The 14,366-nt window shown below is 60.5% G+C and carries 15 protein-coding genes; 6 read left to right on the top strand and 9 right to left on the bottom strand.

Translation table 11 applies throughout. The features are described from left to right. Nucleotides 1–377: 377 nt before the first annotated feature. Together ACZ9IM_RS27940 and ACZ9IM_RS27935 are read right to left on the bottom strand one after the other, a co-directional pair. Nucleotides 378–668, bottom strand: a complete 291-nt coding sequence (locus ACZ9IM_RS27940) for a hypothetical protein (RefSeq protein ID WP_192343663.1) — start codon at nt 666–668, stop codon at nt 378–380. A gap of 150 nt (nt 669–818) precedes the next feature. Continuing rightward, the gene (locus ACZ9IM_RS27935) at nt 819–1,031 is read right to left on the bottom strand and encodes a DUF1059 domain-containing protein (RefSeq protein ID WP_008074349.1); all 213 of its coding nucleotides are present in this window, start codon (nt 1,029–1,031) and stop codon (nt 819–821) included. Nucleotides 1,032–1,273: 242 nt separating this feature from the next. On the opposite strand from ACZ9IM_RS27935, the gene ACZ9IM_RS27930 reads away from it, so the two are divergent. After that, complete coding sequence (locus tag ACZ9IM_RS27930) at nt 1,274–1,861, top strand: LysE family translocator (protein ID WP_476225590.1); 588 nt, start codon at nt 1,274–1,276, stop codon at nt 1,859–1,861. Nucleotides 1,862–2,006: 145 nt separating this feature from the next. On the opposite strand, the gene ACZ9IM_RS27925 is transcribed toward ACZ9IM_RS27930, so the two are convergent. The 5 genes from ACZ9IM_RS27925 to ACZ9IM_RS27905 form a co-directional block, all read right to left on the bottom strand. Continuing rightward, a complete protein-coding gene (locus ACZ9IM_RS27925; protein WP_427626226.1) occupies nt 2,007–2,840 on the bottom strand; it encodes an AraC family ligand binding domain-containing protein in 834 nt (277 codons plus the stop codon). A 34-nt stretch (nt 2,841–2,874) separates the two neighbouring features. Continuing rightward, on the bottom strand, nt 2,875–3,378 hold the full coding sequence (locus ACZ9IM_RS27920; RefSeq protein WP_476225588.1) for a VOC family protein: 504 nt from the start codon (nt 3,376–3,378) through the stop codon (nt 2,875–2,877). A 131-nt stretch (nt 3,379–3,509) separates the two neighbouring features. Further along, nucleotides 3,510–5,999, bottom strand: a complete 2,490-nt coding sequence (locus ACZ9IM_RS27915) for a TonB-dependent siderophore receptor (protein WP_476225587.1) — start codon at nt 5,997–5,999, stop codon at nt 3,510–3,512. A 106-nt stretch (nt 6,000–6,105) separates the two neighbouring features. Next, the gene (locus ACZ9IM_RS27910; RefSeq protein ID WP_476225586.1) at nt 6,106–7,092 is read right to left on the bottom strand and encodes a FecR domain-containing protein; all 987 of its coding nucleotides are present in this window, start codon (nt 7,090–7,092) and stop codon (nt 6,106–6,108) included. 4 nt (nt 7,093–7,096) lie between these two features. Beyond that, entirely contained in the window at nt 7,097–7,621 is a 525-nt protein-coding gene (locus tag ACZ9IM_RS27905) for a sigma-70 family RNA polymerase sigma factor (RefSeq protein ID WP_476225584.1), read from the bottom strand. 419 nt (nt 7,622–8,040) lie between these two features. Here ACZ9IM_RS27905 and ACZ9IM_RS27900 point away from each other — a divergent pair, with 419 nt between their 5' ends. The 4 genes from ACZ9IM_RS27900 (at nt 8,041) to ACZ9IM_RS27885 (ending at nt 11,951) form a co-directional block, all read left to right on the top strand. Next, entirely contained in the window at nt 8,041–8,496 is a 456-nt protein-coding gene (locus ACZ9IM_RS27900; protein WP_007906916.1) for a (2Fe-2S)-binding protein, read from the top strand. 24 nt (nt 8,497–8,520) lie between these two features. Continuing rightward, entirely contained in the window at nt 8,521–10,689 is a 2,169-nt protein-coding gene (locus ACZ9IM_RS27895) for a xanthine dehydrogenase family protein molybdopterin-binding subunit (protein WP_476225583.1), read from the top strand. Between the two features lies 1 nt (nt 10,690). Next, nucleotides 10,691–11,269, top strand: a complete 579-nt coding sequence (locus ACZ9IM_RS27890; protein WP_476225582.1) for a hypothetical protein — start codon at nt 10,691–10,693, stop codon at nt 11,267–11,269. 73 nt (nt 11,270–11,342) lie between these two features. Continuing rightward, nucleotides 11,343–11,951, top strand: coding sequence for a GGDEF domain-containing protein (locus tag ACZ9IM_RS27885; protein WP_476225593.1), 609 nt, complete (start codon nt 11,343–11,345; stop codon nt 11,949–11,951). A gap of 35 nt (nt 11,952–11,986) precedes the next feature. Here ACZ9IM_RS27885 and ACZ9IM_RS27880 read toward each other — a convergent pair whose 3' ends face one another. Next, nucleotides 11,987–12,412, bottom strand: a complete 426-nt coding sequence (locus ACZ9IM_RS27880; protein ID WP_192343670.1) for a VOC family protein — start codon at nt 12,410–12,412, stop codon at nt 11,987–11,989. A gap of 114 nt (nt 12,413–12,526) precedes the next feature. Here ACZ9IM_RS27880 and ACZ9IM_RS27875 point away from each other — a divergent pair, with 114 nt between their 5' ends. Beyond that, complete coding sequence (locus ACZ9IM_RS27875; RefSeq protein ID WP_476225581.1) at nt 12,527–13,393, top strand: LysR family transcriptional regulator; 867 nt, start codon at nt 12,527–12,529, stop codon at nt 13,391–13,393. A 177-nt stretch (nt 13,394–13,570) separates the two neighbouring features. On the opposite strand, the gene fabI is transcribed toward ACZ9IM_RS27875, so the two are convergent. Continuing rightward, nucleotides 13,571–14,365 (bottom strand): enoyl-ACP reductase FabI, encoded by a 795-nt coding sequence (gene fabI, locus ACZ9IM_RS27870; protein WP_007906751.1) that lies wholly within the window; start codon nt 14,363–14,365, stop codon nt 13,571–13,573. Between the last annotated feature and the right edge of the window lies 1 nt (nt 14,366).

The following is a 14,366-nucleotide window of genomic DNA, read 5'->3' as shown; positions in this document are numbered from 1 at the left end:
GTTTTGAGTGCTTTTGCTGGGGGGGTCGCCCTCTTTGGGGGGGGGGGGGGTGCCGCCCAATCGCCTCTGCATCAACCATTTTTCCGGCCCCCCCCCCCCCCCCCCCCCCCCCCCCCCCCCGCTCCCACAGGTTCTGCGCCTTAACTGGCTGGCATTGAATGCTGGTCAGTTAAGGGTAAATCGGACATGTAGGAGCCAGGCTTGCCGGCGAAGGCGTCCTTAAGAGCCTTCGCCGGCAAGCCTGGCTCCTACAAGGGATCTCCTTCGTCATTCAGGTTGGGATCAGAGAGAAAAACAGGGAACAGACCACGATTGCCCGGCATTTGCCTTAAATCGTGGTCTGTCCCTTCTAATGTAAGATCAACCGGAGAGGCACGCTATTTGATCTGCACAATCACCGGACCTTCCGTCACGATCGGCGGGTTTGCGTGAATATTCGAGGCATTCTTCTGAATCCAGTCGCGTGCGACTTTCAAGCTCGCATCGCTGCCGGCCTTGTCCGTGCAAACAGTCACCGCCGTACCGCCATCACCCGTGTTCAGCAGTGTGTAGCTTACCAGGCCTGGCACTGTCCGCAGGGTAGCTTCGACGTCGGCCTTGCGCTGTTCCAAAAGCTCGAAAAGCTGCTTTGCTCCAGCACCCAGGTAGGTTCTTATAACCGCATACATGGTCGTCTCCTTTGGGGAAAACAGGGGACAGACCACGATTGCTCGGCATATGCCTTAAATCGTGGTCTGTCCCTTTTTATGTATCCCTATTTATGTTCCCGGCGGTCCTGATGAAGATCAAGATCAAAAGATCGCAGCCTTCGGCAGCTCCTACGCGGGACGCGGTGCTTCAACAGGCGGAGTACCGTCGTGAAACATCGTCTTCAGTTGCGCACGCAGTTCCGGTGAGTCGGTGTGCTTGTGAACGCTGACCGCATGCTGTGCGGCGGCCTCGAGCAGTTCGTTTTCAGAGTCTGCGGACAGCGCGACCGAGCATTTGGAATCGCTTGGAAACTCGCGGCAGTCGATGTATTTACGCGCCATGATCTTTTCCTCCCTACGACGAAGGCAGGCCGTGGCCTGCGTGAACGATCACTCGACGCGATACCCCGGACATCAAACACGATTGCAGGTCGCTTCGAGTGGGCCAACTCTTAGAGTATAGGCTCGCCACAAGGCGCATCGTGGCAGGCTTGCAATGACGCAGAGGGGCGTTTTCTTCAATACGGCGTTCAGGCTGCTCATTACCTTGAAGCCTGGTTCAACTGAATTGAAGAAGGTATGCAATGAGTCTGATTCTTTCCATGGCCGCGTTTGCGCTGGCAGCTTCGATTACACCGGGACCGGTGAACATTGTGGCGTTGAGCTCTGGCGCGCAGTTCGGCTTTCGCGCCAGTCAGCGGCATGTGGCCGGGGCGACCTTGGGGTTTGTTCTGCTGTTGGTGCTGATGGGGTTGGGATTGCATGAGGTGTTGCAGCGTTGGCCGGCGCTGACGCGGGTGGTGCAATGGGCGGGGGTGGCGTTTCTGCTGTTCATGGCTTTCAAATTGGCCACTGATAACGGTCAACTCGATGCCAAGGAGTCGGGGCGGGCGCCCTCGATGCTGTATGGCGCGGTGATGCAATGGCTCAACCCGAAAGCCTGGCTGGCCTGTGTGGCGGGAATGGGCGCGTTTGTCGCCGATGGCGAAGCGCGGTTGGTGTGGCAGTTCGCCGCGGTGTATCTGGTGATCTGCTACTTGTCGGTGGGGTGCTGGGCGTATGCCGGCACGTTTTTGCGCGGCTACCTGAGCAATCCGGCGGGGATGCGCCTGTTCAATCGGGCCATGGCGTTGTTGCTGGCAGTGAGTGCGGGGTATTTGCTGTTGCCTTGAGTCAATTCCACTGTTGTCGTCAGAGCGCTTTTGGTGGCGAGGGAGCTTGCTCCCGCTCGACTGCGCAGCAGTCGCCGGGATTTGGGGCCGCTTCGCAGCCCAGCGGGAGCAAGCTCCCTCGCCACAGAAGTTGGCGTTGTCGGCATCAACCGCGATACTGCCCCGGTGTCGCCGCCAGATGCTGTTTGAACGCGCGCTGAAAATGCGCCTGATCAGCAAACCCGGCTTCCAGCGCCACATCGGCAATCAACTTGCCGCTACGCAGTTGTTCCTGCGCGAACTGGATGCGCCGGTTGATCAGAAACGCATGGGGCGTCATGCCGTAATGCTGCTTGAACGCGCGGATCAGGTACGACGGCGACAGTTGCGCCGCCTCGCAAATATCCTCGAGCTTGAGCATGTGCGTGCAGTTGTCGCGGATATAGTCGGCGGCCCGTTCCAGCTTGAAATTGGGTTCGCGCAGCGGTTGCTCGACAGGGTTGAGCCGCTGTTGCACGTCGGTGAAAAATTCCACCGCCGCGCTGTGCTTGCGCAGCACGTCTTGCTGCGGGTCGATCAACACCTCGTACAAATTCTTCAGGCCAGCAAACAGCTCGACGTCACGATTGTGAGTGATGGAAAAGCGGCGAAACGCCGAGTCCTGGCTGAAGCCGAGCTGATGCTGCAAATCGGTCAGCCAGGGCGTTTCGACGTACAGCATCAGGTACGACCACGGCTGGTCGTCGATCGGGTTGCAGGCATGCACATCGCCCGGATTCATCAGCACCACGGTGCCGGCACTGACCTGAAACTCCGATTGCTCGTGAATATAGGTGCTGCGCCCGGCGGTGATCGCGCCAATGGAAAAGTGCGCATGGGAATGCCGGCTGTAGCAGACCTCGCGACCGTCGGCGATGGAACGGGCTTCGATGAAGGGCAGGGCGTCGTCGCGCCAGAAGCGCGGGGCTTTGTCTGCATCTTTGGCGACGGCGTGCTTCATCTCGGTGTCCTCGGCGGTTCTGCTTTGGAGTGTATTAGTTCTCGCCGTCAAAGGCTCGTTGCAGCGTGGCGACGTCGAGTTTTTTCATTTGCAGCATTGCCGCCATGGCGCGCTGGGATTTGGCTGTGTCAGGGTCTTTCATCATGTCCATCAGAACGACCGGCACGACCTGCCACGACACGCCGAATTTATCCTTGAGCCAGCCGCACTGCTGGGCTTCAACGGGACCGCCCGCAGACAGGCGCCCCCAGAAGTGGTCGACTTCTTCCTGAGTGTGGCAATTGACCTGGAATGAGATCGCCTCATTGAACTTGAACACCGGGCCACCGTTAAGGCCTGTGAAGCTCTGCCCATCGAGCTCGAAACTGACGGTCATCACCGAACCTTCCGGCCGGCCATGGATTTCCTCACCGGCCTTGCCGTAATGGGTGATGCCGGCAATTTTTGAATGATCGAAGATCGCGCAGTAAAACTTCGCGGCTTCCTCGGCCTGATCGTCGAACCACAGGCAAGGCGTGAGTTTTTGAACGCGGTGCATGGCGGTGCTCCTCTGCGGGTTAATCACTCTGGATTATCAGCGTAGTCAGCCTGTGGTCGCCCGGTGGCGCCGTAGATCGACAACTCGCAAGAAAGCGGCTACCGATTCTTCGGCAGCCGTTGAAGCAGGGCTCAGAAATCCCACTTGGTCGTCAGTTGCAGGCTGCGCGGTTCGCCGTAGAAACCGGTGCCGAAATTGCCCAGTCCGGTGTAATAGGTCTTGTCGAACAGGTTCTTGACGTTGACGGTCGCGCTCAGGTGATCGTTGAAGCGATAGCGTGCCATCAGGTCCACCAGGTAGTAGCTGTCCTGGGTGATGCGTGAGTACTGGCCGAAGTTGACGGTGTCGGCGGGGTTGGGCTGGAACACGTTGCCGAAAAACTCGCTTTGCCAGTTCACACCGCCGCCGACGGTCAGGTTTTCCCATGCGCCGGGCAGTCGATAGGTGCTGAACACGCGCACCACTTGTTCCGGGGCGGTGGTTTGCAGCACCGAGCCGTAGACGTAATCGCCTTTGGCATCGCGGGTGTGGTTGTAGGTGTAACCGGCCGACAGGTTCCAGCCTTCCATCACTTCACCGGCCAACTCGAACTCGAAGCCTTTGGTGGTCGCGCCCTGGACGGCGCTGTACACCGACTCGGTCTCGAAGCCGCTGACGTACTGGGCGATGTTGTCCTGTTCAATGCGGAACACCGCGAAACTGGCATTGAGGCGCCCACCGAAGTATTCGGCCTTGATGCCGGCTTCGTAGCTGTCGCCTTCCACCGGGTCGAGCAGTTGGCGCGCGGCGTCCTTGCTCATTTGCGGCTGATAGATGCTGGTGTAACTGGTGTACAGCGAATAAGTATCGTTGAGGTCGTAGATCAGCCCGGCGTAAGGGGTGACCACGCCAGTCTGGCGGTAGCCGTCGCGCACGTCGGGCGTGTTCGGATCGCTGTAGTCGAGGTGGTCGCTGCCCTTGAAGTCGCTGACCCGGCCGCCGAGGATCACCGACAGATCATCGGTGGGCTTGAGCCGGGTGGCCAGGTAGGCGCCGGTCTGGCGCTGGACGATGTCGTTATCGCCGACGCGCGGGATGTCCGGTTTGGGGAACTCGCCACGCCAGTCGAAGATACTGCCGTCCAGGGCCGGATAGACCGAACCGTGCACTGGAATGTCCTGGCGGGCGTTCATCGACATGAAACCGGCGATCAAATCATGCTCGCGACCGAACAGGCTGAAAGGGCCGGTGAGGTTGATGTCGATGTTGTCCTGAACCTGATCGCCCTTGAACTTGCCCATGTACATGAACATGCCGTTACCGGTGACCGGGTCCGGATTGCCACCGCTGGCCGAGCCGAGCAGGGTGTCGTGCTGGCGGTGTTTGCGGTCGTAGCTGACTTTCAGCGTCCAGTCGTTGGCCAGTCGTTGTTCCACCGAGGCGAAAATCGTCTGGTTGGTGAAGTCGCGCCGGCTCCAGTCGGTGGCCGGGTTGAAGGAGCGAGAGAAGTTGGTGCGCGAGCCGTCGCTGGAGTACATCGGGAAACCGGTCCAGCTGGCGCCGCGCGAACGGGTATTTTGCTGGTCCATGCCGAAGGTCAGCAGGGTGTCCGGGGTCAGGTCGGCTTCGAGGATGCCGTAGGCGATGTCCTTGGTGTTCTGGTAGTGATCCATGTAGGCGCTGCGATCCTGATAGACCCCGACGAACCGCCCGCGCACGTTGCCGCTTTCGGTCAGCGGGCCGGAAATGTCGCCTTCGCTACGGTAGTTGTCCCAGGAGCCGACCGTGCCGGCGATCGACGCCTTGAATTCTTTGGTCGGGCGCTTGCGGATCAGGTTGACGGTAGCCGAGGGATCGCCCGAACCGGTCATCAGGCCCGTTGCACCTTTGATGATTTCCACGCGGTCGAAGGTCGCCATGTCGGTGCTGGTGGTGCCGTAATCGTAGACACCGTCGTAGTCGGTGTTGACGCCGTCGTACTGGAAATTGGTGATTGGCAGGCCACGGCTGGAAAACTCCCAGCGTTCGCTGTCGTAGTTCTGCACGCTGATGCCGGGGGCACGGCGCAGGGTGTCGGCGATGCTGGTGGAACCCTGGTCGTCCATTTGCTGACGGGTGATGACGGTCACCGACTGCGGTGTTTCGCGCAGGGACAGCGGCAGGCCTGTGGCCGAAGACGTCGAGCCGGTGGTGTAGGAATGAGTGTCTTCAGTGGTGGCGCCCAGCCCCTGACCGGAAATGTTCGTGGCGTCCAGTTCCAGCGCACCTTGCGAGGCAGGCACTGCTTGCAACACATAACCGCCATTGCCCTGGGGGTTGGCTTGCAGGCCACTGCCTTGCAACAGTCGCTGCAACGCTTGCGAGTCGGTGTAGTCGCCATCGAGGCCGGGGCTGCGCTTACCGGCCGCGAGGTCGTTGTGACCGGCGAGGAAGACTCCGCTCTGCTCGGCGAAGCGATTGAGTACGCTGGCCAACGGTCCCGCCGCTATCGCGTAATGGCGTGTCCGGGGGCTGGACTGTTCACTGGCGCCCGTGGTGTCTGCTTGAGCGAACGGTGCCGAAAAGCTCAAAAATGCGGCCGGGAGAGCCAGCGCCAAGGGGCGCAGGGCAAAACGAGTGCGGGTGAAGGCGTTGCGTGACATGGCGTTCCCTGGAATCAGTTCGATCGGCAATGTGAGGTGCTTCTGAGGGGTTAACCGAACGAGAAAGACAAAAGGGAACCGATTGCCGAAAAAGAGTTTTTTCCACTCAGGCTTTCGGGCCGACGCTGACCCACCAGGCGAAGGTTTTTTGCACCCGGATCGGCAATGCCGCTTCCAGCAGGCGCAATGCCTGATCGGTGTCCTTGAGTGGGAACGAGCCCATGACCGGTAGCTCGGCGACTTCCGGATCGCAGTGCAAATGCCCCGGACGGTAGCGATTCAATTCGTCGATCAACTGGCCCAGTGGCAGGTTGTCTGCCAGCAGCAGGCCATGACGCCAGGCTTCCCGTGAGGGGCTGGCGGCGGTGCTCAGCGCCATTGCGCTGTCGCTGAACGCCAGTTGCCGACCGGCCTCGATAACCTGTACCGCGCCTTGGCGGGTGCGGACTTCAACCGCGCCTGCATAGACGTTCAGCAACGTCTGTCGATCCTCTTGGCGAACACTGAAGCGGGTACCCAGCGCCCGCAATCGCCCTTGGGCGGTTTCCACCAAAAACGGTCGACCGGGGTCCTTGGCGGTGTCGATCAACACTTCGCCGCACTGCAACTGCAGCAAACGTTGCGTGGCATCGAAGCGGACATTCAGTGCACTGAGTGCATTCAGCCAGATCCGGCTGCCATCGTTGAGCACGGTTTCGCGGGTTTCCCCGGTGCCGGTAGCGAGGTCGGCAGTGAACCGCCCGAGCGTTTCCGGTAGCGGCATGCCGCGCCAGGCAGCCCATCCCGTCAGGCTGCCAGCGGTGATGATCAACAGGCTCTTGAGGGTCTGGCGACGACTGATCGGCGAGCGCCCGGTGCTGCGCAGGACCTGGCTTACCGCCTGTTGTTCGCTGTCGTGTTGCAGCGGGGTGAAGCGTTGCCCGACCCGTTCGATGTAGCGCCAGGCGTCCTGATGGTCGGCACTTTGAGCCAGCCAGGCCTGCCAGCGCAGGCGTTCGTGGTCGGCTACTTGTGGGTCGTGGAGTTGCACATACCACTGAGCCGCTTGCTCGAGGCTGGCATGGCTGAGTTTTTTCAAGGGGACGGCGGGCATGGGGTTATTCAATCAGCAACCCATCGAGCTCGGCCTCGAGAATCGCGCAATGCATCATGGCCTGGGCCAGGTATTTCTTGACCATGCGCTCGCTCACGCCGATCTCGCTGGCGATGAGTCGATAGGGCATGCCGTGCAACTGAGCCAGGATAAATGCATCGCTGACTCGTTTGGGCAAGCGCTGTAGCAGGGCGTCCACTTCGTGCAGGGTTTCGACGATGATCGCCCGCTGTTCCGGTGAAGGCTGCAAGGCGGGAGGTCGCGCGGCGAGGGTCTGCAGCCACGCTTGCTCCAACTGCCGACGACGCCAGTGATCAATGCACAAACCGCGAGCAATGGTCGCCAGATAGGAGCGCTCTCGAACGTCGCAGTCAAACGCCTGTGGCCGCTTGAGTACTCGCATGAAGGTGTCATGAGCGAGATCCGCGGCATCCATCGCATTGCTGAGGCGTCGACGCAACAACTCGTACAGCCATTGGTGGTGGCAGGTATAGAGGTTTTGAACCGAAGAAAAGTCGGCGATTGTCATTGAGAGCACACGTCCATGGCGACCGGCGTCGCGGGTGCAAATAAGAATTGGTCGCGATTAAAGCAAATGACCAGAAGTCTCGCAAATGATATTGGTTTGCTTTTAGGTGGTTCCAGGCCAACTTCCGATCAATCCGCGTAGCAGCGACCGGTGGTCGATGAACATGGCTTGTGGGTCAAATTGCGCTTAGCTGTAGGGATAACCCAAGGCGCGCGTAACCCGCCGACCTTGTAGGAGCGAAGCTTGTGGCGAGGGGGCTTGCCCCCGTTGGACTGCGAAGCTGTCCTAAAACCTGCAATCTCGTACTGCCAAGCACACTAGTACGCACTGGATTTGCGACTGCTTCGCAGCCGAACGGGGGCAAGCCCCCTCGCCACGAGGCGCCCCTTCAGAACACCGTGAGTCTGAGGAAACCCGCAATGCTGACCCTTAATATCAATGGCAAGGACCAGGAACTGGATGTCCCCGCGGACATGCCATTGCTCTGGGTGCTGCGCGATGTCGCGCACCTGACGGGCACCAAATTCGGTTGTGGCATGGCCCAGTGCGGCGCCTGCACCGTACACGTCGACGGCGCGCCGCTGCGCTCTTGCATCACGCCTGCCACGGCGGTGGCCCACGGGCAGAAAATTCTCACCATCGAAGGCTTGTCCGCCGATGGCTCGCACCCGGTCCAGCAAGCCTGGGCCGAACTCGACGTGGTTCAGTGCGGTTATTGCCAGTCGGGGCAGATCATGTCGGCGGCAGCGCTGCTGGCGAAGATCCCCAAGCCCACCGACAGTGACATCGACCAGGCGCTGTCCGGCAACATCTGCCGCTGCGGCACCTACCCAAGAATCCGCGCCGCGGTCAAACGCGCCGCCGAGATCGGTTGATTCCACGTCGAAGGGAGCTGACCCATGAACAGAATCAACCCTGTCTCGCGTCGCGGTTTTCTCAAGGGCAGCGCAGTGTTGGGCGGCGGTCTGGTGGTGGCGTTTGTCATCCCCGGTGCCAATCGCTTTGCCCTCGGCGCCGAGAATCAAGGAAACGTCTTCGCCCCCAATGCCTTTTTACGCATTGGCAACGACAACAGCATCACCGTGCTGCTCGGCCATTCGGAAATGGGCCAAGGCATCTGGACCGGCCTGACCATGTTGATCGCCGAAGAGCTGGACGCCGACTGGTCGAAAATCCGCGTCGAACATGCGCCGGCTTCGGCGGCCGATTACGGCTTGCCGGCGTTTGGCGGAATGCAGATCACCGGCGGTTCGACGTCGACCTGGATGGAGTTCGACCGCTATCGCCAGGCTGGAGCGGCGGCGCGCCTGATGCTGATTGAGGCAGCGGCCAAACGATTTGACGTGGCGCCTTCGCAGATCCGCACCGAATCGGGCGTGGTCATGGCTGGCGACAAACGGGCCACTTACGGCGAATTGGCAGATGACGCCGGCAAGTTACCGGTGCCGGATCCAGCCACGATCAGGTTCAAGGAGGCCAAAGACTGGAAGATCATCGGCAAACCCACCCAGCGCCTCGACACCCCGGAGAAAATCACCGGGCAGGCGAAGTTCGGCATGGACGTGCAATTTGATGGGCTGATGACGGCGATGGTTGCACGTCCACCGGTGTTCGGTGGCAGCGTCAAATCCTTCGAAGGCGCCGAGGCGCTGGCGGTGCCGGGCGTGCACAAAGTGGTACAGGTGCCCACGGGGGTCGCGGTGATTGCCGATCATTATTGGGCGGCGAAGCTGGGGCGCGATGCGCTGAAGGTCGAATGGGACCTGGGGCCGAACGCCGGGCTCGACAGTCAGAAACTGCTGGAAAGCTTCCGTAAACTCGCCGCCACCCCCGGCACTTCCGCCAGTAAGGCCGGGGATGCGACAGCGACGCTAGGCAAAGCGGCGAAGACGATTGAGGCCGAATACAGTGTGCCGTACCTGGCCCACGCGCCGATGGAGCCGCTCAATTGCACGGTGAAAATCTCCAAGGACAAATGCGAAATCTGGACCGGCACGCAGTTTCAGACGCTGGATCAGATGATCGCGGGGAAGATCACCGGGCTCAAACCCGAACAGGTCGAGATCCACACCCAATTCCTTGGCGGTGGCTTCGGGCGTCGGGCCAATCCAACCTCGGATTTTGTCAGCGAAGCCGTGTACGTCGCCAAAGCGGCGGGCGCGCCGGTGAAAACCGTCTGGGCCCGAGAGGATGACATTCGCGGCGGTTACTACCGCTCGGCGTTCTTGCATCAAGCGCGCATCGGCCTGGATGCCGACGGCATGCCAATGGCCTGGAAGCATGTGCTGGTCGGGCAGTCGATCCTGACGGGCACGTCGTTCGCGGCGACCATGGTCAAGGATGGCATCGACAAAACCTCCGTCGAAGGCGTGGCCGACAGTCCTTACCTTGAGGGGCTGGCCAACCATCAGGTCGAACTGCATTCACCGCAAACCGGCATCAGCGTGCTGTGGTTGCGTTCGGTGGGGCACACCCACACTGCATTCGTCATGGAGTCGCTGATCGATGAGTTGGCAGACGCGGCCGGCAAGGACCCGGTGGAATACCGACGCGCTTTGCTCAAGGCGCATCCACGGCATTTGGGCGTGTTGAATCTGGCGGTGGAGAAAGCCAACTGGAAAGCACCCTTGCCGGACGGCCACGCATTGGGCGTGGCGGTGCATGAATCTTTCGGCAGCTATGTCGCTCAGGTGGCCGAGGTGTCCCAGGACAACCTGGCGATTCGCGTACACCGGGTGGTGTGCGCGGTGGACTGCGGCATTGCGGTCAATCCGCAGAGCATCGCCGCGCAAATGGAGTCAGGCATCACCTTTGGTCTCGGATTTACCTTGCACAGCAAACTGACGTTCAAGGACGGTCAGGTGGAGCAATCCAATTATCACGACTATCAGGTGCTGCGCCTGAACGAGATGCCGGTGGTCGAGGTGCATATCGTCCCTAGCAGCGACAAACCGGGCGGTATTGGCGAAGTGGGTGTGCCTCCGGTGGCGCCGGCAGTGGCTAATGCAGTGTTTGCCCTGACCGGGCAGCGCCTGCGGGAACTGCCGTTGCAACTGTCGGGGGTGTGAGATGAGACGACATCTGGTTCTTGGTGCGGTGGTGTTGATCGGGCTGAGTGGCTATGCCTCGGACCTGTTCGCTGACGATAAAGCGGCGGTGAAGGCGTTCGACACGGTGCAGAAAGTGTTCCAGAGCCCGCGTTGTCAGAACTGTCATATCCCCGGCGATTCGCCGTTGCAGTTCGACGCCGGCGTGCCGCACGCAATGAACGTGGTTCGCGGCATGGATGGCAAGGGTTCGGCCGGTTTGCCATGTGCTACCTGTCATGCCGAAAGCAATCCACCGGCCAGTTATGGGCCTCATGCACCGCCGGGAGCGCCGCATTGGAGCCTGCCACCGGCCGCGCACAAAATGGCCTGGATCGGCCTGCCACCCGACAAGTTGTGCGCGATGATCAAGGACCGCTCCAGCAATGGCGACCGTGATTTTGCGGCACTGATCAAGCACGTCAGCGAGGACAAACTGGTGCTCTGGGGCTGGCGCCCGGGCGAGGGACGGGCGCCGGTGCCGGTGCCCCACGATATCTTCGTCACCCAGTTCAAACTCTGGGCCGATGCTGGAGGGCCGTGTCCGGTGGCGGGAAGCTGACCAGCGGCGCGTTTATAGGGAGTCATACTGGGTATGAGCGACTCTAACGTTCATATCCATCAAGGAGTGAATGATGTTAACCCCAGGCAAACCGCTCAAACCCGGCGCTGGCGCAGACCTGCGTGCGCCGAACGTCCTCGACAGCGCAGCGCAGGATCGCGATGTACTGCGCGACCTGGCGCGCAAGGCCGAGCAAGAACTGACGGGCGTGCAGATGGCGAGCATGGATGAATTGACGCTGCTCTCCAATCGTCATGGCTTCGAGGCTTTGGCCCGGTTGGCGCTGGAGGCCTGTCAGCAGTTGGGCATACCCGCGACGCTGCTGTTTTTCGATCTCGACGACTTCAAGCGCATCAACCAGCTATATGGTCGTACCGAGGGCGACGATGCCCTGAAAACCTTCGCCGATGTGCTACGCATCGCCTTTCGTGAAAGCGATGTGATCGGCCGGCTCGGCAGCGATGAGTTTGCTGCCTTGTTGACCGGCACCGACGCCGTGGAAATCGCCGCGATCAGAGCGCGCCTCGAAGAAATACTCGATGAACGCAATGCCACGGCGCATCGTGGCTATGACATTCGCTTCAGTATCGGGCAGATCGAGTTTGATCCTCGGCTACACCAGACGGCGGAAGACTTGCTGGCCTTGGTCGATAAGGCGCTGCGCGACGTCCGTCATTGTTGAATGGCGTCTTGCAATAGCGCTGCAACGTGCCCGGATCATTTGGCGAACAACTGGTCGATGTTCTTGAATGCCTTGAACTCCAGAGCGTTGCCGCAGGGGTCGAAGAGAAACATCGTCGCCTGTTCGCCCACTAATCCCTGAAAGCGGATACCCGGTTCGATCACGAAGCGCGTGCCAAGGGCTTTCAAACGCTCGGCCAGGGCCTCCCATTCCGCCATCCCCAATACCACACCGAAATGCGGCACCGGTACGTCGTGGCCATCCACGGCGTTGGTGTGGGCGGCTTCCTGAGAAGCGTTTTTCGGTGCCAGATGAATGACCAGTTGATGGCCGAAAAAGTTGAAATCGACCCAGTGATCGCTGGAGCGACCTTCTTCCAGGCCGAACACTTCACCATAGAAGCGCCGGGCAGCGGCCAAGTCGTAAACCGGGATGGCCAAGTGAAAAGGGGACAGTTGCATCGGACGTGCCTCGACGGGTTGAGCGTTAAGACCGAGTTTAGCCCTGTGCTTTTTGATTGAAAGACGATAGTTTTTGCGACGAGCTAAAATTATTTCGATCAATCGGGGAGCCGCATGCTGCGGGAACTGAAAACCTTCATTGCCGTGACGCGTCATGGCACGTTCGCTGCGGCAGGCATGCACATTGGCCTGACCCAGTCGGCGGTCAGCGCGCAGATCCGTAACCTCGAACAGGCGTTGGGCATACGCCTGTTCGATTGCACCGGACGTCAGGCGATTCTCAACGCCGCAGGGCAGCGGGCGTTACCGATGGCTCGGGAAATTCTTGAGACCTTCAGCCGCATGGCCGTCAGTGATAGCGTCGGCGAGTTTCGTGGCGAATTGAAGATCGGCGCGGTGGCCACCGCCCAGACCGGGTTGTTGCCGCGCGCGCTGTTGCGACTCCGGCAGCAGGCGCCATTGCTGGAGGCGAAGCTGGTGCCGGGGGTATCCCTGAGCCTGTTGAGTCAGGTGGACACCGGCGAAGTGGATCTGGCGATTCTGATCAAGCCGCCGTTTGAATTACCCAAGGAATTGTCGGTGCAAGTCATTCGCCGGGAGCCGTTTGTGCTGATCGTGCCGGCAGACCTTGAGGGCGACGACCCGCTGCAGTTACTCGCCAACCATCCCCACGTACGCTACGACCGCAATTCTTTCGGTGGGCGCTTGGTGACTCGCTTTTTACGTGAGCAGCAGATTGATGTGCAGGTAGCTCTGGAGCTGGATGAGCTGGAAGCTATCGTCAAAATGGTCGAATGCGGGCTGGGTGTTTCGCTATTGCCCGAGGCTGGGCTGTGGCTTGAGCATGGGGCGAAGGTGCGGATCATCCCGTTGGGTGAGCTGACGTTCTACCGGGAGATCGTGCTGTTGCAGCGTTATAGCCAGCGCAGCCTGCCGATTCAACGACTGTTTGCCCGATGTCTGTCTCCAATTGACGACTGAACACCTTCCCCTGTGGGAGCGAGCCTGCTCGCGATAGCGGTTCGTCAGTCGATAGATGCAGTGCGTCTGACATCGTCATCGCGAGCAGGCTCGCTCCCACAGGGGATTGCATCGATTCTTGAATGGCAGGCATAAAAAACCCGCCAATCGGCGGGTTTTTTAATGGCTAACCGAAGATCACTCTTCGATGTTGCCCATGGCGGTGGTGTTGAAGCCGCCGTCTACGTACATGATTTCGCCGCTGATGCCGGACGCCAGGTCCGAGCACAGGAAGGCGCCGGCGTTGCCGACTTCGTCGATGGTGACGTTACGACGCAGCGGGGTTTGCGCTTCGTTGGCGGCCAGCATCTTGCGGAAGTTCTTGATGCCGGAAGCGGCGAGGGTGCGGATCGGACCAGCCGATACGCAGTTAACGCGGGTGCCATCCGGGCCCAGGGAGCCGGCCAGGTAACGCACGCCAGCTTCCAGCGAAGCCTTGGCCATGCCCATTACGTTGTAGTTCGGCATGGTGCGCTCGGCGCCCAGGTACGACAGGGTCAGCAGGCTGCCATTGCGGCCTTTCATCATTTCGCGGCCAGCCTTGGCCAGGGCCACGAAGCTGTAGGCGCTGATGTCGTGAGCGATGCGGAAACCTTCACGGGTGGTGGCTTCGGTGAAGTCGCCGTCCAGTTGGTCGCCCGGGGCGAAGCCGACGGAGTGCACGATGCAATCCAGGCCGTCCCACTTCTTGCTCAGTGCTTCGAAGACCTTGGCGATTTCTTCATCGCTGGCCACGTCGCACGGGAAGCACAGCTCAGGGCTCGAGCCCCAGCCTTGTGCGAATTCTTCGACACGACCCTTGAGTTTGTCGTTCTGATAAGTGAAGGCAAGCTCAGCGCCCTCGCGATGCATGGCGGCAGCGATGCCGGATGCGATGGACAGCTTGCTGGCGACACCGACGATCAGTACGCGCTTACCGGCGAGAAAACCCATG

The organism is Pseudomonas sp. TE12508, assembly GCF_056279485.1.
The sequence above is the reverse complement of the archived record's forward strand: the minus strand, read 5'-3'. Positions and strand labels throughout refer to the sequence as shown.